This is a genomic window from Cellulomonas sp. P4_H4 (genome assembly GCF_056400865.1).
Genome location: NZ_JBFUKL010000004.1, coordinates 170,508 through 191,014 on the forward strand (window position 1 = coordinate 170,508; position 20,507 = coordinate 191,014).

The following is a 20,507-nucleotide window of genomic DNA, read 5'->3' on the forward strand; positions in this document are numbered from 1 at the left end:
ACGAGCGCCCGCCTTCCCATCTCGTCCTGCGGTGGCCCGGCCGGGGCGGGGATCTACGAGCCCGCGGTGCCGTCGAGCAGCTCCCAACGTGCGACTGCCTCGCTCCGTGACGAGACGCCCAGCTTGCGGTAGCTCGAGATCGCCTGCGTCTTCACGGTGTTGCGGGAGACGCCCAGGCGCTCGGCGATCAGGGGGAACGTGAGGTGCGTCGCGAGCAGCGGCATGAGCCGGACCTCGGCGGGCGTCAGCTTGTCGGAGTGGCCCCCGAACGTGGCCTCGTGCACGGTCGCGCCGAGCGCCGCGACCCGGTCCGGCAGGTCACCCAGGCCGGGTCGTCGACGCATGATCTCCTGCGCCTGCCGCACGGTCGCGGAAGCTGCATGGAGGTCGCCGAGACCCAACGAGGCCTGCGCGGTGGTCAGGAGCGCCTGCGTCGAGACCACGGGGATCGCATGAGTGAGCAGAGGACGCAGTGCGAGGGCGTTGCGGGTGTGCTGGACGGCCTCGGTCCGCAGCCCGAGGTGGACCGCGGTGCGGCCCGCCCAGGCGTGCACCAGCGCGCTGGTCCAGTACGACTCGTAGCCGCCGTCGGCCACGATCGTCGAGGCGCGGCGGACGGACGCCACGGCGGCGTCCCAGTCGCCGCGCTCGACCGCGACCGCAGCACGCTCGCACAGGTCCATGGCGACGACGGGCTCGGCACGCGCCAGCTCGGCGGACTCGATCGCCTCGACGAAGAGGTCGTCCGCGCGGTCGAGGTCACCCTCGAGCAGGTAGGCGAGACCCTCGGTGTGGAACATCGCGGCACGGAACGGGCTCGCCGACGGCAGCCCGGCGCGGGCGGCGCGCGCGTCGACCCGCATCTGCACCGTCCCGTCGCGCGCCTCGATCGCCCTCAGATAGGCGACGGTTCCCTCGACGGTGCCACCGTCGGGCAGAGCGCCGGAGCCGGAGGCCGTGTGCGCCATCGCCGACCACCGCTGCGCGCCGGCCACCTCACCGAGCAGGCCGAAGATGAGCGATGCGTGAGCAGCGACCGCCGGGAAGACGTCGATGTCGCTCGCCTCCTCGAGCCAGGACATCCACTGCTGGACGGTGTCGATTCGCCCGCTCCGCCATGTGGGTTGCGCCCACTCGAGCACCAGCCGGGCGAGCTCCTCGTGGTCGCCTCCCCGATGTGCGTGCTCGATCGCCTGCTCCGGCAGGTGGGCGTCCTCGTACCAGCGGGCGGCCCGGCGGTGGAGCTCGGGGACGAGTGCGGGTTCCTTGCGGTGCAGCTCGGCGACGAGGAGCTCGTGGAGCAGGGGATGGCAGCGGTACCTCTCTCCGTCCCGGTCGACCGCCTGGATCACGCCGTGCGTCTCGAGGTGCTCGAGAGCCGTGCCGGAGGCGTGCGAGCGCAGGACGGCGTCGCAGACCGGACCCGACAGGTCGCCGAGGATCGAGCAGCGGACCAGGAGCGCGTTCTCGCGTACCCGGACGCCCCCGAGAACCTCGGTGAGCAGGTACTCGCGCATGAACCGGTCGTCACCGGTGAACGTGAGGGACTCGTCGTTGTGCCCGCCCTGAGCTCGGAGCGCCATGCCGGCGAGCCGCACGCCGACCGGCCAGCCTTCGGTGTGGTCGTGCAGAGCCGTCGCCGCCGTGGGGGAGAGGCGCACGCCCGAACGGCCGAGCACCTCGGCCTCCTCGTCGGGGAGCAGGCACAGCTCGCTGACGCCGATCTCCAGCAGCTCGCCGGCCGCACGCAACCGGGCGATCGGGAGCCGAGGCCGGGCACGGGAAGCGAAGCCGACGCGCCAGGCGTCAGGCAGACGGTCGATGACGTCGGTAAGCACGTTGAGGCTTCCGGCCCGGGTGATCGCCTGCAGGTCGTCGAGCAGCAGCGTGCGCGAGGGCTGCCTACGGAGTGCCGCGACGAGACCCGCGACGGTGACGATGCCCGGCTCCGCGCCCGCAGCGTCGCCCAGGGCGGACAGCAGGACCGCCGGGTCGTTGTCCCCATCGGTGCACGCGTGCCAGACGGCCGCACTAGCGAGCTGGTCGGCCCACTGGTCCAGGAGCGTCGACTTGCCGTATCCCGGCCCGGCGACGATCGCGACGACCCGTGCAGGCGAGCCCGCCACGAGGTCGACGAGGTGACCGCGCTGGAGCAGGCCGACGCTTGAGCGATGGCGACGGACCACGACCGGCCCCGTCTCGCTCAGGGTCGTCGGCGCGTTCGCCCCGACGGGCGAAACGGACGAATCGTGACGTTCCCCCACCGGCGCCACGCTACCGTCCGGCACCACGGGGACCGCAACCCCTCGGGTCGCGGCTGTCGGCGCACCCGTCAGTCTCGCGTCGGCGCGTCCAGGTCGATGTGGGGCACGTCGTCGGAGTCGTCGCCCCAGGCGATCCTGCGTGGTGCGTCGTGCGACTCGACGGTCGCCGCGTGGTCCCGTTCGAAGTAGTCCCACGCCCAGCTCAGGAACGCGTCCGTGCGACTGTGCACCCCGCTGAGCAGCATCGCGTGGACCCCGAGCCAGGCGGCGAACGCGAGCGGCCCGTCGACCTCATGACGGTGCGCTCCCACCTCCGCGACCGCGGCGTTGCGGCCGATCATCGCCATGATGCCCTTGTCCTTGTAGTGGAAGGGGGCGAGCGCGTCGCCCTGCGTCGAACGCAGGATGTTCTGGGCCGCCCACCGTCCGGACTGCTGGGCGACCGAGCCGAGCTGCGGCAACGTGGGGGCCCCTGCCTCCGGTCCGGAGGGGATGTTCGCGACGTCGCCGACGGCCCACACCCCGGGGAAGCCGTCGACCCCCAGGTCCGGCCGGACGTCGATGCGCCCGCCACGTCCCGTCGCGGGCCCCGCGTCCTGAGCGATGGCCGAGGCCGACTCACCGCCCGCCCAGATGACGGTCCGCGTCGGCAGGGTCGTCCCGTCGTCGAGGTCGACCCGGTCGGCGTGCACCGCTGCGACCCCCGTGCCGAGCCGGATGTCGACGCCGTCCTTGACGAGGTGGCGGTGCGCGTACTCCTGCGCCCGCGAGCTGAACTGGCCGAGCAACGCGTGCCCGCGGTCGACGAGGTGCACCTGCACGTCGTCGGGCACCATGCCCTGCGCCTTGAGAGCTGCGACGAGCTCGGCGAGGGCGCCTGAGACCTCGACCCCCGTCGGCCCGCCGCCGACCACGACGACGTCGCGCGCGTGCGGACCGCCGCTGCCCGCGACGGCCTCCTCGACGACCAGCGCCCGGTGGTGCCGTCGCAACCGCTCGGCGTCGACCACCGAGTAGAGCGGGAACGCGTGCTCGCGGGCACCAGGGACGCCGAAGAAGTTCGGGCGGGCGCCCGCGGCGAACACGACGTGATCGGCTGACAGCTGCCGGCCGTCGTCGAGCACGAGCGTGCGGTCCGCGAGCGAGGCGGACGCCACGCCCTGGACCACGACGTCGACGCTGGGCACGTCGGCGAAGATCGTGCGCAGCGGGCGCGCAACGTCTTCGGCGGGCAGCTGCGACGTGGCCACCTGGTAGAGCAGCGGCTGGAACTGGTGGTAGTCGGTGCGGTCGACGAGCGTCGTGCGGATGCCGGCCTCGCCGAGGGTCTGGGCCGCCGCGACACCCGCGAGCCCTCCACCGAGCACCAGCGCGTCCGTCACAGCGACATCTCCTGGACGCGTTCGGCGAGGATGATCCGTGCCGCGGCCTCGATGAGTGCCAGGTGCGAGAACGCCTGCGGGATGTTGCCCAGGTGCCGTGCCGCGTCCACCTCGAACTCCTCGGCGTAGAGGCCGAACGGCGAGGCGATCCGCAGGAGGCGCTCCATCAGGTCGAGCGCACGCTGGTTCTCGCCGACGACCATGAGGGCCGAGACCAGCCAGAACGAGCAGATGATGAACGTGCCCTCCTTGCCCGACATCCCGTCGTCGGTCTCGTCCGTCTTGTAGCGCAGGACGAAGCCGTTCTCGGAGAGCTCGTCGGCAATGGCGAGGACGCTCGCGTGGAGCCGCTTGTCCGTGCCCGGCAGCAGACCGAAGTGCGCCGCGAGCAGCGTCGAGGCGTCGAGGGCGTCCGTCTCGTAGTGCTGGCGGAGCACTCCACGGTCGCTCACCCCGTGCTCGAGGATGTCGGCCTTGATCTCGGCGGCGGTGGCGGCCCAGCTCGCCTCCAGCTCGGGCTCGCCGCGTATCCCGGCCAGCTGCGCGGCGCGATCCATGGCGACCCAGCACATGATCTTCGACGAGACGTAGTGCTGCGGCTTGCCGCGGGCCTCCCAGATGCCCTGGTCGGGCTGCTGCCAGATCGCGGCCGCGCACTGCGCCTGCGCCTTGACGATGGGCCACAGCCGCGCGGGCAGGCGTTCGCTGCGTCGGGTGTGCAGCAGGATCGAGTCGAGCACCGAGCCGAAGACGTCGTTCTGCTTCTGGTCGAACGCCCCGTTGCCGAGCCGGACGGGCCGCGCCCCCTGGTACCCGGTGAGCTCGTCGCGTGTCGTCTCGGTGAGGTCGCGTCGGCCGTCGATGCCGTACATGATCTGCAGGGCGCCGTCCTCGTTGGGCTCGACGTCCGCGACGAACTGCATGAACTCGTCGGCCTCCCAGTCGAGCCGCAGGTAGTGCAGCGCCTGGAGCGTGAACGTCGAGTCGCGCATCCACGTGTACCGGTAGTCCCAGTTGCGCTCGCCGCCCGGCGTCTCGGGCAGCGAGGTCGTCAGGGCTGCGACCGTGGCGCCGGTCGGCATGTAGGTCAGGCCTTTGATCACCAGCGCGGAGCGCTCGACGTAGGGCCGCAGGCGGTGGTCGGGCATCAAGGCCCTGCTCAGCCAGCGGCGCCAGAAGTCGCGCGTCGACGCGATCCGCGCCACGGCGTCGTCCGCGTCGGTCGGTCCTGCCAGTGAGGTGGCCCACGACAGCGAGCAGAAGACGGTCTCGCCCGCGGCGAGCTCGTGCCTGCCCCGGACCGCGTCGCCCTCGACGCCCAGCGCGAGGTCGGTGCTCAGACGCATCGTGAGGCCGGCTCCGCTGATGTCGGCCGTGTGCCCCCCGGGCGCGTCGAGCGACCAGGGCTCCCGCGTCCGGCCGTAGTCGAACGCGGGGTCGCACACGAGCTCCATCCGGACAGCCCCCTCGAGGCACGTCGCGGTCCGGACAAGGAGGTGCTCGGCGTCGTAGTCGGCGGGCGGGCGGGTGTGCGGCGTCGTCTCGTCGGGACCGTCATGCCTGGCCATGACGAGCGCGTCGCGCACCTCGACCCACCCCGACGGCGTGTGCCAGGTGGTGACGAGCACGTTGGTGCCGGGGTCGTAGGCGCGCGACGTGGGCACGTTGATGCCGTACGGAGCGAACCGGAAGTAGCCGGCGCCGCGGTCGAGCAGGCTGCCGAACACGCTCGGACTGTCGAACCGCGGCGCGCACAGCCAGTCGACCGATCCGTCCGGCGCGACGAGGGCGCCCGTGTGGCAGTCCGAGAGGAACGCGTACTCCGCGATCGGCGGGAAGGGCGACGCGGGGCTGTTCGAGTCCATGGAGTCCTCCTGGTGGGGTGGTCTCAGGCGAGGCGGGCGAGCAGGTGGTCCCCGACGCGCAGGGCGTTCGCCATCGCCGTCAGTGCGGGGTTCACCGCGCCGATGCTCGGGAAGAAGCTCGTGTCGACGACGTAGAGGTTGTCGACCTCGTGCGTGCGGCAGTCGCGGTCGAGCACCGACGTCGCGGGATCGGCGCCGAACCGGACCGTGCCGGCCTGGTGCGCGCAGCCCGCGACCGGGATGTCGTTCTTCATGTACACGTCGCGGGGTACCAGGTGGTGCGCGTGCATGCCGAGGTGCCCGAGGTTGCCCTTCACGCGGCTGTAGAGCTCGTCGAGTGCGCGCCTGTTGTTGGGCGTGTACGTGAGGACGACGTTGCCGTGGTTGCCGAGCGTCACGCGGTTGTCGGGATCGGGCAGGTCCTCGGCGGAGAGCCAGAAGTCGACCGCGTGCTCGGCTACCTCCTCGAGCGCGAACATCGGCGCGAAGCGAGCCTCCACAGGCTTCTCGCCGCGGTACATCGGCGCGGACGACTTGCCGACCATCTGCACGTTGCCCATCGGGAACGCGAACGCCTCGTCGCCGAAGTAGTAGTCGTTCATGCCCAGGGTCTTCTGGAAGCGGGTGTCGTTGCGCTCCAGAGAGATCGCGAGGAACGCCCGGCTGTTGTGGAACATGTAGTGCCGGCCGACCTGGTCGGATCCGTTCGCGAGCCCGTTCGGGTGCTGGTCGTTGGCGCTCGCGAGCAGCAGCTTCGCCGAGTTGGCGGCCCCAGCCGACACGACGACGACATCGCCCGAGAACCGCTGCTCGACCCCGTCGACGTCCGCAACGACCGACGTCACCGTGTGCCCCGAGTCGTCGGTCTCGAGCCTGCGCACCTCGGCGTTGCGGACCAGCGTGACGTTGGCGTGCTCCACGGCGGGCCGCACCGCGATGACCTCTGCGTCGGACTTGGCGTGCAGGAGGCACGCGAACCCGTCGCACGTCGCGGTACGGATGCAGGGGCTGTACGCCGGGTCCGCCTCGTTCAGCATGATGCCGGACGGGGCGTGGAACGGGTGCAGACCGATCGCCTTCATGTCGTCGAACAGCTTCTGGATGCGCGGCTCGTGCGAGACCGGCGGATGGGGGTAGGGGCCGGTCGACGGCGGCTCGGTGGGGTCCTCGCCCCGCGCGCCGTGCACCTGGTACAGGTCCTCCGCCTGGGTGTAGTACGGCTCGAACTCGTCGTACCCGACCGGCCAGGCGGGCGAGAGACCACCGTGGTGCTGCAGGTCCGAGAAGTCCTTCTCCCGCAGCCGGTAGAGCGCGGCGCCGTAGAACTTGGTCGCGCCGCCCACGTTGTAGTGCACCTGCGGCTGGAACGACCTGCCCTCGTGGTCGTACCAGGTGTCCTTGGAGACGTAACGGTTCTTGACGAACACTTCCGTCGCGTCCCAGTTCTCCAGCTCGCGCGGGAGCCAGTCGCCGCGCTCGAGGATGAGGATCTTCTTCCCGGACGGAGCGAGACGGTGTGCGAGGGTCCCGCCGCCCGCGCCCGAACCGACGATGACGACGTCGTAGTGCTCGGTCATGGCGTCGTCCTCACAGGCCCGGGCTGCTGTGCATGATGCCGCCGTCGGCGAAGACCGTCGTGGCGGTGATGTAGGAGGCGCCGTCGCCGGCGAGGAACGCGACCAGGCTGGCGATCTCCTCCGGCTCGGCCATCCTGCCCAGCGGGATCGCCGCGTCGAGCGTCTTCATCTTCTCGGGGTCGTTCATCGTCGAGGTGTTGATGGGCGTGGCGACCGCCCCGGGTCCGACGCCGACGACCTGCACGCCCTGTGGCCCGAGCTCGACGCCTGCCGTCCGGGTGAGCATCCGCATGCCGCCCTTGGACAGGCAGTAGGCGGTGTTCCCTGGCATGGGCCAGTCCTCGTGCACCGAGGTCATGTTGATGATCCGGCCGCCGGTGCCCTGCTTGATCATCTGCTTGGCGGCGATCTGGGTGCCGAAGAACGCGCTCTTGAGGTTGATGTCCATCACGCGCTGGTACTGCTCCTCGGTGGTGTCGAGGACCGACGTGCGCGTCTCGATGCCGGCGTTGTTCACCATGATGTCGAGGCGCCCGAACGCCTCCACCGTGCGCGCCACGAGCATCTCGAGGTCCGCGACCTTGCTCACGTCGGCGTCGACCCCGATCGCCTGGTCACCCAGGGCGTGGACCTGCCTCTCGAGCTCTTCGGTCGCCTCGGGGTGGGCCACGTAGTCGATCACGATGTTCGCGCCGGCTCGGGCCAGCGCGAGCACCACGGCCTTGCCGATGCCGCTGTTGCCGCCGGTGACGACCGCCACCTTTCCCTGCAGGCTCATCTGAGTGCTCCTTCGTCGAGGGGTGCGGACGGACCCGTAGTCGGGTCCGGTGGTGCGGCGGTCGGCGGGCCGCTGACCCGCCGACGGAAGACGACGTACGACCAGCCCTGGTAGATCAGCACCACGGGCAGGAGGACCAGGGCGACGACCGTCATGACCTGGAGCGCGTACTGCCCCGACGCGGTGCTCAGGACGGTGAGGCTGTCGCTCGCCGAGGTGCTGGAGACCAGGACGTTCGGGTAGAGGTTCGCGAACAGGGTCACGACGGTCAGCGCGATCCCGACGGCCGTCGCGGTGAACGCCCAGCCCTCGCGGTGCGCGCGCAGCAGGACGGCGGCGGCCAGGACGGCCACGACCGCGAGCACCGGCGGCACCACGCCACGGAGCGCGGGGGCGTCGGACACCGACGGCGTCCAGACGGCGAGCCCGAGCAGGAGCACGGCGGCCGGGACGTGCGCGACGGCGGCGGCGCGGTGCGCGCGGCGTCGCACGTCGCCCTCGGTGCGCAGCGCGAGGAACGTGGCGCCGTGCAGGACGCAGAGGGCGAGCAGGGTGAAGCCGACCAGCAGGCCGTAGCCCGTGACCGTGTCGGCCACGGTCCCCGTGAACTCCTCGGAGGAGTCGACGGGCATCCCGGCCAGCAGGTTGCCGAGCGCCACGCCGAGGAGCAGCGGGCACAGGGCGCTGCCGATCGTGAGGCTCCACGACCACGTCTGCCGCCAGCGGGTGGCCTCCATGCGCCCCCGGAACTCGAACGAGACCCCGCGGGCGATCAGCGCGACGAGCAGCAGCACCAGCGGGAGGTACATCGCCGAGAACCACGTGGCGTACCAGCTGGGGAAGGCCGCGAAGATCGCCGCGGCACCGACGATCAGCCACACCTCGTTGCCGTCCCAGAACGGCCCGATCGAGTTGATCGCGACGCGCTGCTCGGTGTCGTTGCGCCCGACCACCTTGTGCAGCATGCCGACGCCGAAGTCGAACCCCTCCAGCACGAAGAAGCCCGTCCAGAGCACGGCGACGATCAGGAACCACAGCGTCGGCAAGGTCATCGAGGCTCGTACTCCAATCTCAGGATCAGAAGGTCAGCGCGGGGACGCGCGGCTGCCCGCCGTCGTTGTCCGTGGGCTCGGGTTCGTCGGGCTCCAGCTCGAGCCCGCGGCGCGCGAACCGCATCATCAGGTAGACGTTGACGGCGCCGAGGATGAGGAAGGCGCCGTAGAAGACGACGAGGCTGATGACCAGCTCGGTGGAGCCGACTGACGGTGAGACCCCGTCGGACGTCTTCATCAGGCCCTGGACGATCCACGGCTGGCGGCCGTTCTCGGTGAGCATCCAGCCGGCCGTGTTCATGAGGAAGGGCGTGGCGACGGCCCACGTCGCGACGAAGAGGAACACGCGCGCCGTCGGCAGTCGTCGGCGCCAGATCAGCCACAGCCCCCACAGCGCGACGAGCGCGGCGAGGGAGCCCAGGTACGCCATGACGCGCATCGACCAGTATTGGACGAAGACGTTCGGCACGTAGTTCCCCGGGCCGTACTCCTCCTGGTACTGCGCGTTCAGCTCGTTGAGGCCCTCCACCTCGCCGTCCCACGTACCGGTCGCCAGGATCGAGAGAAGGTGCGGGATCTCGATGATCTTGGTGGGGGTCTGGTCGTTGTTGCCGCCGCCGATCTGGAACGCCGAGAACGAGCAGGGCTGGCACGTCTCCCACTGCCCCTCGGCGGCGGAGATCTTCATCGGCTGGTACGTCGCCTCGATGACACCGAGGTGGCTGCCGACGCCCAGCGCGAGGAAGATCGACGGCACCAGGACTGCGAGAGAGACCTTGGCCGAGCGCGTGAACACCTCCTGGTGGTGTCCCCGGCGCAGGTACCAGGCCGACACGCCCAGCATCAGGAACGCACCGGTGACCAGGGACGCGGTCAGCACGTGCGCGTAGCCCCAGAGGAACACCGGGTTCGTCATCACCGCGCCGATGTCGGACAGCTCGGGCCGTCCGGTCTCCGGGTCGACCGTGTACCCCACGGGGTGCTGCATCCACGAGTTCGCGGCCATGATGAACGCCGCCGAGCCTGCCGCTCCGGCCGCGACGAGCCACACCGTCAGCAGGTGAACACGGCGGGGCAGCACGTTCCAGCCGAACACCCACAGCCCGATGAACGTCGACTCGAGGAAGAACGCCGCGAGCCCCTCCATCGCCAGCGGTGCCCCGAAGACATCACCGACGTACCGGGAGTAGGCCGACCAGTTCATGCCGAACTGGAACTCCTGGATGAGGCCCGTCACCACACCCACGGCGACGTTGATCAGCAGCAGCGTGCCGAAGAACTTCGTCAGCCGCTTGTGGTCAGGGTTGCCCGATCGGTACCACATCGTGTGCAGCACGGCGACGAGGAAGCCCAGCCCGATCGTGATCGGGACGAAGAGGAAGTGGTAGATGCTCGTTGACGCGAACTGCAGACGGGCAAGGTCGAGATCGGACACCCGTCCTCCCAGAGGTACGGCGCGGCTGCGGCGACGGAACCAAGACGACGTCGCGGTCCGAGCGTCGCACCGGCGACAGCGCTCAGCATCATCCCGTCGGGATGAAAGGGGCGGCGCGGCGCGGCTCGCTGTGCCTGCGCGCACTGCGGCGCGAAGAGGGGAGGAGTCGGCGCGCGAGCCGAGGACGCCTGGCGTACCTTGGACCTCGCGTCGAGGCGTGGCGCTCCCCGCCCGCCGAAGGACATCGACGACACATGCGCATCGGAATCATCGCCCCGCCCTGGGTTCCCGTCCCGCCGCCCGCCTACGGCGGAACCGAGTCGGTGATCGACCGTCTGGCCCGTGGCCTGCAGGACGCGGGCCACGAGGTTCTGCTCGCGGCCGCGGCCAACAGCGAGTGCCCGGTACCTCGAGTTCCGGGGACGGCCCCGGCTCCACTCGACCGCCCCCTGACCGGCGACGCGGTCTCCGAGCTCGCCCACGTCCTGGCCGGCTATGCGGCGATGAGCGATCTCGACCTCGTCCACGACCACACGCTCGCCGGGCCGCTGCTCGAGCACGGGCACGGGACTCCGCCGATCGTCACGACGAACCACGGACCCTTCAATGCGGCACTCTCACCGCTCTACGAAGCGATGCGTGGCGTCGCGATCATCGCGATCTCGCACCACCAGGCCTCGACGGCGCACGGCATACCCGTCGCCGCCGTGATCCATCACGGGCTCGACGTCGAGCGGGTCCCCGTCGGAGCCGGTGACGGCGGGTACGTGAGCTTCGTCGGTCGGATGTGTGCCGAGAAGGGACCGCGCGAGGCGGCGCTCATCGCACGCGCGGCCGGGATGCCGTTGAAGATCGCCGCCAAGCTCAGGGAGCCCCGCGAGCACGAGTACTTCGAGCACGAGGTCGAGCCACTGCTGTCCCGCGACATCGAGTACGTGGGGGAGCTCGGCGAACGGGACAAGCTCGAGCTCATCGGCGGCTCGACCGCGCTGCTCAACCCCATGCAATGGCCTGAGCCGTTCGGGCTCGTGATGATCGAGGCGCTCGCGTGCGGGACCCCGGTGGTTGCGACACCGGCCGGTGCCGCACCCGAGATCGTGGACGACGGAGTCACCGGCTTCCTGCGGTGCACCGAGCGCGAGCTGGCGAGCGCGCTCCACGAGGCGGGTTCGCTCGACAGGGACGCCTGCCGAGCGGCGGCGCGGGAGCGCTTCTCGACGCGCCGCATGGTGGACGACCACATCCGCCTGTACTCCCAGGTGGCCGCCGGAACCACGTCGATGCTGCCATCATCCGTGGCGTGGTCGGCCCCCGTCGCGCAGCTGTCCAGCGCCGTCGCGAGCGGTGGTGCCGTCACGGTTGGCGGGACAGGGCGCGCCGCGCGCCGCGCTCGGTAGTCGCCATGTCGACCTCCGACGAGACCATGGCCCAGCTGGGCGCGCCCGGCGCCGTCACCCTCTTCGAGGGCTCCTCGTTCTGCCTGTCGGGGATCGACGGAAACATCGACCCTCGCCGACCGCACGGGGTCTTCTTCGAGGACACGCGCATCATCTCGTCGTGGCAGGTCCTGCTCGACGACCGGCCGCTCGAGGCGCTCGCGGTCATGACACCCGAGCCGTTCCGTGCGATCTTCGTCGGCCGGAACCCGAGGCACGGGCTCGACGACACCGAGCTCCTCGTCGAGCGTCAGCGACGGGTGGCCACGGGCCTGCGCGAGGACGTGCTGGTGCGCAACTACGGGCGCGCAGCGGTGACCTTCGTGCTCACGGTGCGGATCGCTGCGGACTTCGCGGACCTGTTCGAGGTGAAGGACGGGCGGGTCAGACGGGTGTGGGACCACAGCGCGCGGGTCGACGGGCGCGAGCTCGCGCTCGAGGCGGAGTGGCACGGTCACCGACGCGGCGTGGTCATCACGTCCGACGCTGGCGAGGCCGACGTCAGCGGGATCACCTTCCGCGGGACCGTGCCGGCGCACGGGACCTGGTCGGGCAACGTCATCGCACACCCGGTCGTCGACGGTGCGCGCGTGGAGAGCAGCTTTCCGGTGGGGGAGCCGTTGGAGGACTCAGGCCCGTCGCGTCGCTACCGCGCTTGGCGGGATCATGCGCCCATCGTCGCCGTGGACGACGAGTCCCTCCAGCGCATCCTCGAACGGAGCCAGACCGACCTCGGTGCGCTGCGTATCACCGACCCGGCGCATCCCGAGCGCACGGCGGTCGCTGCGGGCGCGCCGTGGTTCATGGCGCTGTTCGGCCGCGACTCGTTGCTCGCGTCGTTCATGGCGCTGCCGGTCGACCAGTCGCTCGCACTCGGCACGCTCCAGACGCTCGCGCACTACCAGGGCGCGAAGGTGGACCCGCTGACCGAGGAGCAGCCAGGACGGATCCTGCACGAGGTCCGGCTCGGCGTCGACACGGGCCTCGCGCTCGGCGGAGGCGGTGTGTACTACGGGACCGCCGACGCGACACCTCTCTTCGTGTGTCTCGTCGGGGAGCTGTGCCGCTGGGGCTTCGCGGACGACGACCTGGCAGCCCTGATGCCGCACGTCGACCGCGCCCTGGCCTGGGTCACCGATCACGGCGACCGCGACGGGGACGGCTTCGTCGAGTACGAGCGGCTGCACGCCGGCGGCCTGGCGAACCAGGGCTGGAAGGACTCCTGGGACGGGATCACGTTCGCGGACGGATCCCTGCCGCGCGCCCCGATTGCACTGTGCGAGGTGCAGGGATACGTGTACGCCGCGTACGTCGCGCGCGCCCTGCTCGCGCGGCACCACGGCGACGACCGGCTCGCGCAGGAGTGGCGCGATCGTGCCGCCGCGCTGAAGGAGCAGTTCAACCGGCGGTTCTGGCTCCCTGACCGAGGGCTGTTCGCGCTCGCGCTCGACCGCGACAAGCGGCCCGTCGATGCGTCCGCCTCGAACATCGGGCACTGCCTGTGGACCGGGATCGTCGACGAGGACAAGGCTGAGGCGGTCGCCGACCGGCTGCTGGCGCCCCCGATGTTCACGGGGTGGGGCGTGCGGACGCTCGCCTCGGACATGGGCGCGTACAACCCTGCGAGCTATCACAACGGGTCGGTGTGGCCCCACGACAACGCCCTGATCGCCGCCGGCCTCATGCGCTACGGGTTCGTCGAGCATTCCCAGCGCATCGCCGTCGGGCTCCTCGAGGCGGCCGAACGGTTCGGAGGTCGGCTTCCGGAGCTCTTCTGCGGCTTCGGGCGCGACGAGTATCCCGATGGGCCGGTCCCGTACCCGACGTCATGCTCGCCGCAGGCGTGGGCGACGACGACGCCGCTCCTGCTCCTGCGGACGCTGCTGCGGTACGACCCGTGCCTGCCGCACAAGACGGTCTGGTTGGCGCCCGCCCTGCCGCCCGGCTTCGGCCGGGTGCGCGTCGACAACGTGCCGCTCGCGGGCGCCCGGGTGGGGTTCGACGTCGCACCCGACAACGAGGCGGACATCGCGGACCTCCCCGCAGGCCTGACCCTGTCGAGGTCTCCGCGGCCGCTGCGGCACGACCTGGATCCGAGCACCGGACGTAGGTAGCGGTCCGTGCCTCACACGAGGGGCGAGAACGCGAGGATCCTCTCGACGACCACGTCGGTCTGCTCGGCGTCGTAGGTCGGCAGCGAGTCGTCGACGAACAGGTGCGAGCTGCCCGGGTAGACGAAGACGTCGCCGTCGCCAGCGGCAGCGACGAGCGCTCGGGCGTTCGTCGCTGCCTCCGCGCCGAAGAACTCGTCCTCCGCGTGACCGTGGACCTGCAGCGATACGCCCGCCGGCCAGCCGTCGAAGTCGTCGGGACTCGTGCAGGACTCGAGGAAGACCGCCCCGTGCGCGCCCGGCCGGGTGCGCACGAGGAGATGGCTGTACACGACGCCCATCGAGATCCCGACGTACACCAGCTCCGCCGGCAGGCCGGCAGCGGCGTCCCGGACCCTCGACTTCATGCCCTCCCAGCCGATGTCGTCCTCCTCGTGTGCCATGCCGGCGGCGAGGTCGTCGAACGTCCGGCCCTCGAAGAGGTCCGGTGCGTGCACCGTGTGTCCGGCACCACGGAAGCGCTCGGCGAGCGAGCGGACGCCGTCAGTGAGCCCGAGCACGTGGTGCAGGAGAAGGATCTCGGCCATACGAGCCCGTCAGCGCCGCGGCTCTGAGCTCTGCTCGTCCACGGTGACGTCGGGGTCGATCCGGTCGGCGGTGGTCAGTCGCTCGTCGAGCTCGGTCCGTGCTCCGCTCACGTCTTCTGCGTGCGCCCGCGCCTGGTTCTGCAGCGCCGCGGCGTCCGCCGCCCGTGCGTCCGCCTCGGCCTGCGCGAGCCGCGCCTGGGCGTCGAGGCGTGCCGCCTCGGCCTCGCGACGCTGCAGCTCGACCTGGTCCGCGGCAGCCTGCTCGCGAATCTCCTGCGCTCGGGCGCGCTGCGCGTCGTCGCTTCGGCGCGCGCGCCCGCTGAGCACCACGATGGCCGCCACGACAGCGGCGACGACGACGATGGCGACGATGATCCAGACAACTGTTGTGTCCATGGTGGAGCCTCCTTCGATCGTTCCCCCTCCGTGTAGTGGACAGCCGTCCGGATGGGTCCGCAACCGGGAGCGCGGTCTCTCAGTCGGCCATCAGTGCGAGCTCGACGACCTGGTACGGCTCGTGACCAGGCACGATGTTGTGCATCGTGAGGATCGCGTCCCTGGGCCGGACGTGGATCTGCCAACCCCAGTCGAGGCCGTCCTCAGCGGGATACGTCCCGTGAAGCCGAAGCTCGTCGCCGTCCGCGACGCCCGTGAAGCTCATCCACGTCGGCCCCGTGTGCCAGGAGTCCACCCACACAGCGGCCGCGTCGTCGGAGCCTCCACCGATCAGGACGAGCCCGTCCTGCGGAGCGTCCCCGTCGAACCACGTGTAGGCGATCGGGACGAAGCGGGCCGCGGTGAGGCCGACCGTGGCCGTCGCGACCGAGGACCGGTAGTCGTCGGTGGGCATCAGGCGCAGCCTGTTGGTGCCGTGCCAGGTGCCGAAGAACGGGGCGAGGTGGTCGACGACGCTCATACCTGAATGTAGCGAGCGAGCTCGGTGGGTGGTCGCTTGCTGACTCGACGGTCGGTGACGCAGGTGGTCGATCAGCGCGGTGGGATGTTCTGGTTGAGCCGGAAGACGTTGTCCGGGTCCCAGACCGACTTGACCTGCTGAAGACGCGCGTAGGTGGTGGCTCCGTACGCCCGGTGCACGCCCGCGTCGCCCTCGGTCCCGAGTGCGTTGACGTACACGCCGACGCTCCACGGCTCGATCGTCGCGGCGAGCCCCCGGCACGTTGCCGCGATCCGCTCGTCGTCGGCCCGGTCCTGCCACTTGGCGCCGACGTCGTACTCGAAACGCGCGTCGCGGTGTGCGAAGGCCGTCGCTCCCGGGTCGACGTCCGCGATCGCACCGCCGTAGGCGATGAGGCTCGCGGCACCCACGTCCGAGCCGGTGTGGGCGAGGAACGCCTCGAGCGCCGCGTCCGGCAGCTCCCGGACGTAGTGGCTCTTCGCGTAGCGACGGAAACCGTGCGCCGAGCCGACGTCGGACTGTCGCTGCAGGTCGAGGTAGCTGATCGGTGTGACGCGTCGGGCCAGGACGGTACCGAGACCGTCGAGCTCCGAGAGCAGCGGCGCCGCGTCGTCGGGTGCGCCGACCCAGACGAACCCGAGCGTCAGCAGACCTCCAGCGAGCACCTCGGCGAAGAGCGTCGCGCGCCTGGGTGCGTCGTCGGACCTCGCCAGCCAGGTCCGGAGCGCGTCGAGACCACGCTCCGGGTCGAGATCCACCTCGGCGACCAGCGCCTGCGTGCCGACGTCGTGCAGCGTGAGATCGAAGCGCGTCACCACGCCGAAGTTGCCGCCACCGCCCCGCAGTCCCCAGAAGAGGTCGGGGTGCTCGTCGGCTGTCGCGCGGACGAGCTCACCCTCGGCGGTCACCACCTCGTACGCGAGCGCGTTGTCGCAGGTCAGGCCGACCTGCCGGCCGAGCCAGCCGACGCCACCACCCAGCGCCAGCCCGCCGATGCCCGTGTGCGAGACGATCCCGGCCGTCGTCGCGAGCCCGTACGGCTGCGTGGCCGCGTCGAGCGACCCGAGCAGTGCCCCGCCCTGCACCTGAGCCGTTCGGGCCTCCGGGTCGACGTCGACACCCCGCATCCGGGAGAGGTCGATCATGAGCCCGCCATCGGGTACCGCCCATCCCGCCGCGCTGTGCCCGCCACCCCGCACGCCGAGTGGTAGACCGAGGTCGCGCGCGACCCGGACCGCGGAGCGTACGTCGTCGGTGCCGGCGCACCGCACGACGTACGCAGGCCGTCGGTCGACGGCGCCGTTCCAGACTGCCCGCGCGACGTCGTAGTCGGGGGAGCCAGGGACGAGCACGTCGCCCTCGAACGTGGCGGGCAGTGATCCGGCCGTCGTCATGTCACGACTCTGGCGTCCGCCGGGCTGGTCTGCCAAGGGTCCTGACCGGCCACCGTGCAGGAGCGCGCCACGGGCGTACGGTCGAGAGGACCAGGCACCGCACGACGAGGAGGCAGAGAAGATGAGCACCGACACCCCGCCGCTCCCTGACGACGAGACCCGGGCGCACGCGACCGAGCCTGCCGAGGGGGCTGCCGCGTCGTCGACTGCCGAGCCGACCGACGCACGTCGGCACGCCAGCGAGCCGGCCGAGGGCGAGGACGTCGCCGACGCCTGACAGGCACATGGCGCCTCGGGCGCGCACGGCGACGGGGGTTCTACCACCGGATGCGGGCGCGCCGTTCACCCGAAAGGCGTAGCGGGAAGCCGCGATCGGGAGCATGATCGCTGTCGAAGGCACCCAAAACGGCACGAAGCGGGCGCGGCGAGGGGGCGGTGCTGCATGGGCGAGCCGGACGAACGACCGGAGCCGATCGACACGAGGCTCCTGCGCACCCGCGACCTGGTCGACCTGAGGCTCGAGGCGCCCGGCTGCACGGTCGAACCGAGCGACGGCGGCGCGGAGCTCGTCGCCGGACCTGATGCATCGCTCGTCGTGCACTTCCCCCCGCAGCACCTGGGCGAGGAGGTCTGGCAGGCGGGCGCGCCGCCACCTCCTCCCGCGAAGCCGGGCAGTCCGTCCCGTCACGTCGCGGCGGGGCCGACGAGGCTCGTCTACGAGGTGACGGAAGGTACCCGGATCACCTACACGCTCGAGAAGGTCCTCGACGCGATCCAGACCCTGCGGCTGCGGGTGGCGCCCGGCGCGACCGAGAACGGCGAGTCGAACGGCTCGGGCATCGAACCGCCCCGTGACGTGGAGACCGCGATCGAGGCCCCGTACCGCCTGATCGTCTCGCCGAGCGCGCGGGGCGCGTTCCGCCACGAGACGAGCCCGAAGGGTCCGAGCGACCGGTCGGAGCTCTGGCGAACTCACCTGACGGTCCGCAGGGACGACGGGACCGTCGACGACGACGACGCCGACCAGCGCATCGTCCGCGCGCTGTGGACCCGCGACGACGAGCTCCCGCCGCCGGGCTTCGACCAGCCGCTCGTCCCGTTCGACCGCACCGCGATCGTCACGCAGACCCACGGGGGCAACCCCGAGAACGCGCGGACGCCGCTCGAGGTCTCCCGCCTGAGCCTGTCCAGCCTCGGCGCCTGGTTCGACTGGAAGCAGTCGTGGGAGTTCCCCGCCAACATCGTCGACTACCGGCACCAGGCGTTCATGGGACGCGACGGGTACGTGCGGGTGGCGTACCCGGGGATCCTGTTCCCGTTCGGGCACCGGTGCTTCCTGGTCAAGATCACGGAGCGGGAGGTCAAGCACCGGGACACCCCGGTCGCGTACCTGTGGCAGCGCTGGTTCATCATCGTGCGGCAGCCCACGCGGACGTACCCGACGACGGACCTCGACAACCCGTTCGGCCATGTCACGGTCAGCCCGCTGGTCACGCCCGACATCGACAAGCCGCCAGAGAACCAGCAGCCGTTCGTGCCGACTCGCAACGGTGCCCCGTTCCCGTTCACTCTCACCACGGTCGACCGCGGCGGCGAGACGCGGACCTGGCCGGCCCCGCTCGTGTTCGTTCAGGCAGGCAAGGACGGACCGCAGACGTTCGTCTTCCACGCCGAGGACGCCTCGCCGCGGTACTTCCCGGTGCGGCACATCCAGGGACGCGGGCAGACGCTGGCTGTGGCGAAGCCGGTCAAGGCAGGCGACACGTCGATCGAGGTCGGGCACCTGATCTTCGACGGTGAGATCGACTCCGCCAACGTGACGAGTCGGCCGTTCCTCACCGAGACGCGGTCGATCGTGCCGTCGATGCGACACCTCGCCCCACAGGCTCCGGCCGTGGACCTCGTCTTCGCCAAGCCGTACCTCGCGAACGGCCTCCCGGCACGGGCACTCGACGCCAAGCCGGTCCCGGGCGAACCCAACGCGGGCGAGCTCATCCTCGCCCTGAAGAGCGCGCCGCCCGCCGTCGACTTCTCGAAGGGGTCGGACCGGGCCGGCGGGTTCGTCGCGCCCAACCTGGCCGTCCGAGGGATCTCGCGCGCGCTCGGCGCGATCGGGGAGAGCGGCAACGCGCCGTCGGCGTTCGACGCGGCGAAGTTCGACCCCGGGGAGCTCCTGGCAGGCGCACTGCCCAAGCTGTTCGGGCTGTTCAGCCTCCTGGACCTGCTCGAGGAGGCGGGTCTCGACGAGGCTCCGGCCTTCGTGTCCGACGCGGTCGATGCCGTGACCAAGCTGCTCACTGAGGCGCAGCGGCTCAAGCAGGCTCTCGACGACGCCGAGGCGCGGCTGACGCAGGAGGTCGCGAACGCCGCGCACGGGGGAGCGCAGGCGGTCGCCCAGCACGCGAAGGACCAGCTCGACGCCGTCGTCGGCAACCTCACCACCCACCTCGACGCGCTGATCGCCGCTGTGCAGGGCCTGCCCGGCAACCCCGACGCGGTGAGCGCCGCGGCCGTCGCGCTCGCCGGCGACCTGCAGCCGCTGCTCGACGCCATCGGCGTACCCGGCGTGCCGGCCGCGCTCCGGTCCGCGCTGGAGAAGCCCGTCGCGACCCTGAAGACGCTGACGGACCTCGCCAAGGACGCCGCCGGGCTGGCGCAGATGCTCGAGGGGATCGCGGGCGGTCAGGTCACCGCACGGATGTCGTGGCGGCCGCTGATCAAGCCGTGGGGGCTGCCGGGCGCGCCGAACATCTTCAAGCCGAAGCCCGACTCGCTGCACCTCGACGTCGAGGTGCGCGCCTCCGCCAGCGCGCCGCCGGCGGTCGACATCGTCGCGGAGATCGTCGACTTCGACCTCAACCTCATCGGCGACGGCGACGCCGGGCTGATGAAGCTGATGTTCCGCCGGATCGGGTTCCACGCGGGGTCGTCGGGAAAGCCCGAGGTCGACGTGGTGTTCGGCGGGCTCGGGTTCCTCGGGCCGCTGTCGTTCGTCGACCGCCTGCGCGAGCTCATCCCGTTCGACGGGTTCTCCGACCCGCCCTACGTCGACGTCGCTCCCGAGGGCGTGACTGCCGGGTTCGACCTCACGCTCCCGAACGTGTCGGTCGGCGTGTTCAGCCTGGAGAACATCTCGCTGGGGGCCGACGCGCGGGTGCCGTTCCTCGGCGACGCGATGACCGTCGGATTCCACTTCTGCTCGAAGGACGCACCCTTCCGTCTCACGGTCATGTGCGTCGGTGGCGGCGGGTGGCTCGTGCTGCGGGCCGCGCCCAAGGGGCTGGTACTCCTGGAGCTCGGGCTCGAGGCGTGCGCGTCGCTGTCGGTCGACCTCGGCGTCGCGTCGGGCTCGGTGTCGATCTCCGTCGGTGTCTACCTACGGCTGGAGGCGGACAAGGGACTGTTCACCGCGTACTTCAGGATTCGCGGCGAGGTCGACGTGCTCGGCCTCATCAGCGCCTCGATCACGCTCGAGCTGTCGCTGACCTACCACTTCGAGACCGGCAAGCTCATCGGCCGAGCCTCGCTGGTGGTCGAGGTCGAGGTGCTGTTCTTCTCCGCGTCCGTGGAGATCTCGGTCGAGCGTAAGCTGGCCGGCTCCAAGGGGGATCCGACGATGTACCAGGTCATGCCCCCCGACGGCACGGGCATGAACGCCGACTGGGCCGAGTACTGCGGCGCGTTCGCGCCCGTGCCGGCGTAAGCGCAGG

Annotated in this window: 15 protein-coding genes; 4 read left to right on the forward strand and 11 right to left on the reverse strand. The window is 71.0% G+C overall.

Features of this window, described 5'->3' with window-relative positions; translation table 11 throughout:
- Nucleotides 1–53: 53 nt before the first annotated feature.
- From AC1DPN_RS13975 to AC1DPN_RS14005, 7 genes are all read right to left on the reverse strand, one after another.
- Entirely contained in the window at nucleotides 54–2,186 is a 2,133-nt protein-coding gene (locus AC1DPN_RS13975) for a winged helix-turn-helix domain-containing protein (RefSeq protein WP_477085368.1), read from the reverse strand.
- Between the two features lie 146 nt (nucleotides 2,187–2,332).
- On the reverse strand, nucleotides 2,333–3,646 hold the full coding sequence (locus AC1DPN_RS13980; protein ID WP_477085369.1) for an NAD(P)/FAD-dependent oxidoreductase: 1,314 nt from the start codon (nucleotides 3,644–3,646) through the stop codon (nucleotides 2,333–2,335).
- The gene (locus AC1DPN_RS13985) at nucleotides 3,643–5,511 is read right to left on the reverse strand and encodes a glycoside hydrolase family 15 protein (protein WP_477085370.1); all 1,869 of its coding nucleotides are present in this window, start codon (nucleotides 5,509–5,511) and stop codon (nucleotides 3,643–3,645) included. The genes AC1DPN_RS13980 and AC1DPN_RS13985 overlap by 4 nt, the downstream gene beginning before the upstream one ends.
- 23 nt (nucleotides 5,512–5,534) lie before the next feature.
- Nucleotides 5,535–7,088 carry a GMC family oxidoreductase gene (locus tag AC1DPN_RS13990; RefSeq protein ID WP_477085371.1) on the reverse strand — a complete coding sequence of 518 codons (1,554 nt, stop codon included), beginning with the start codon at nucleotides 7,086–7,088 and terminating at the stop codon, nucleotides 5,535–5,537.
- A gap of 10 nt (nucleotides 7,089–7,098) precedes the next feature.
- On the reverse strand, nucleotides 7,099–7,866 hold the full coding sequence (locus AC1DPN_RS13995) for a glucose 1-dehydrogenase (protein WP_477085372.1): 768 nt from the start codon (nucleotides 7,864–7,866) through the stop codon (nucleotides 7,099–7,101).
- A complete protein-coding gene (gene cydB, locus AC1DPN_RS14000; protein WP_477085373.1) occupies nucleotides 7,863–8,918 on the reverse strand; it encodes a cytochrome d ubiquinol oxidase subunit II in 1,056 nt (351 codons plus the stop codon). The genes AC1DPN_RS13995 and cydB overlap by 4 nt, the downstream gene beginning before the upstream one ends.
- Nucleotides 8,919–8,943: 25 nt before the next feature.
- A complete protein-coding gene (locus AC1DPN_RS14005) occupies nucleotides 8,944–10,353 on the reverse strand; it encodes a cytochrome ubiquinol oxidase subunit I (protein WP_477085374.1) in 1,410 nt (469 codons plus the stop codon).
- Nucleotides 10,354–10,607: 254 nt separating this feature from the next.
- Here AC1DPN_RS14005 and AC1DPN_RS14010 point away from each other — a divergent pair, with 254 nt between their 5' ends.
- Both AC1DPN_RS14010 and AC1DPN_RS14015 read left to right on the forward strand, forming a co-directional pair.
- On the forward strand, nucleotides 10,608–11,750 hold the full coding sequence (locus AC1DPN_RS14010; protein WP_477085375.1) for a glycosyltransferase family 4 protein: 1,143 nt from the start codon (nucleotides 10,608–10,610) through the stop codon (nucleotides 11,748–11,750).
- A gap of 5 nt (nucleotides 11,751–11,755) precedes the next feature.
- Complete coding sequence (locus tag AC1DPN_RS14015; protein WP_477085376.1) at nucleotides 11,756–13,903, forward strand: amylo-alpha-1,6-glucosidase; 2,148 nt, start codon at nucleotides 11,756–11,758, stop codon at nucleotides 13,901–13,903.
- 11 nt (nucleotides 13,904–13,914) lie between these two features.
- On the opposite strand, the gene AC1DPN_RS14020 is transcribed toward AC1DPN_RS14015, so the two are convergent.
- From AC1DPN_RS14020 to AC1DPN_RS14035, 4 genes are all read right to left on the reverse strand, one after another.
- Entirely contained in the window at nucleotides 13,915–14,487 is a 573-nt protein-coding gene (locus tag AC1DPN_RS14020; RefSeq protein WP_477085377.1) for a dienelactone hydrolase family protein, read from the reverse strand.
- Between the two features lie 9 nt (nucleotides 14,488–14,496).
- On the reverse strand, nucleotides 14,497–14,883 hold the full coding sequence (locus AC1DPN_RS14025) for a hypothetical protein (RefSeq protein WP_477085378.1): 387 nt from the start codon (nucleotides 14,881–14,883) through the stop codon (nucleotides 14,497–14,499).
- Nucleotides 14,884–14,962: 79 nt separating this feature from the next.
- Nucleotides 14,963–15,403, reverse strand: a complete 441-nt coding sequence (locus tag AC1DPN_RS14030) for a DUF1579 family protein (protein WP_477085379.1) — start codon at nucleotides 15,401–15,403, stop codon at nucleotides 14,963–14,965.
- A gap of 71 nt (nucleotides 15,404–15,474) precedes the next feature.
- Nucleotides 15,475–16,797 carry an FAD-binding oxidoreductase gene (locus AC1DPN_RS14035; RefSeq protein WP_477085380.1) on the reverse strand — a complete coding sequence of 441 codons (1,323 nt, stop codon included), beginning with the start codon at nucleotides 16,795–16,797 and terminating at the stop codon, nucleotides 15,475–15,477.
- Nucleotides 16,798–16,918: 121 nt separating this feature from the next.
- Between AC1DPN_RS14035 and AC1DPN_RS14040 the strand changes: the two genes are divergently transcribed.
- Complete coding sequence (locus tag AC1DPN_RS14040; RefSeq protein WP_477085381.1) at nucleotides 16,919–17,074, forward strand: hypothetical protein; 156 nt, start codon at nucleotides 16,919–16,921, stop codon at nucleotides 17,072–17,074.
- A gap of 165 nt (nucleotides 17,075–17,239) precedes the next feature.
- On the forward strand, nucleotides 17,240–20,500 hold the full coding sequence (locus tag AC1DPN_RS14045; protein ID WP_477085382.1) for a hypothetical protein: 3,261 nt from the start codon (nucleotides 17,240–17,242) through the stop codon (nucleotides 20,498–20,500).
- The last annotated feature ends 7 nt before the right edge of the window (nucleotides 20,501–20,507 follow it).

Bases quoted from the DNA above. Each gene is read 5' to 3' on its own strand.
- AC1DPN_RS13985 (WP_477085370.1), bottom strand. From the start codon at position 5,511: ATGGACTCGAACAGCCCCGCGTCGCCCTTCCCGCCGATCGCGGAGTAC.
- AC1DPN_RS13990 (WP_477085371.1), bottom strand. From the start codon at position 7,088: ATGACCGAGCACTACGACGTCGTCATCGTCGGTTCGGGCGCGGGCGGC.
- AC1DPN_RS13995 (WP_477085372.1), bottom strand. From the start codon at position 7,866: ATGAGCCTGCAGGGAAAGGTGGCGGTCGTCACCGGCGGCAACAGCGGC.
- cydB (WP_477085373.1), bottom strand. From the start codon at position 8,918: ATGACCTTGCCGACGCTGTGGTTCCTGATCGTCGCCGTGCTCTGGACG.
- AC1DPN_RS14010 (WP_477085375.1), top strand. From the start codon at position 10,608: ATGCGCATCGGAATCATCGCCCCGCCCTGGGTTCCCGTCCCGCCGCCC.
- AC1DPN_RS14015 (WP_477085376.1), top strand. From the start codon at position 11,756: ATGTCGACCTCCGACGAGACCATGGCCCAGCTGGGCGCGCCCGGCGCC.
- AC1DPN_RS14020 (WP_477085377.1), bottom strand. From the start codon at position 14,487: ATGGCCGAGATCCTTCTCCTGCACCACGTGCTCGGGCTCACTGACGGC.
- AC1DPN_RS14025 (WP_477085378.1), bottom strand. From the start codon at position 14,883: ATGGACACAACAGTTGTCTGGATCATCGTCGCCATCGTCGTCGTCGCC.
- AC1DPN_RS14030 (WP_477085379.1), bottom strand. From the start codon at position 15,403: ATGAGCGTCGTCGACCACCTCGCCCCGTTCTTCGGCACCTGGCACGGC.
- AC1DPN_RS14035 (WP_477085380.1), bottom strand. From the start codon at position 16,797: ATGACGACGGCCGGATCACTGCCCGCCACGTTCGAGGGCGACGTGCTC.
- AC1DPN_RS14040 (WP_477085381.1), top strand. From the start codon at position 16,919: ATGAGCACCGACACCCCGCCGCTCCCTGACGACGAGACCCGGGCGCAC.
- AC1DPN_RS14045 (WP_477085382.1), top strand. From the start codon at position 17,240: ATGGGCGAGCCGGACGAACGACCGGAGCCGATCGACACGAGGCTCCTG.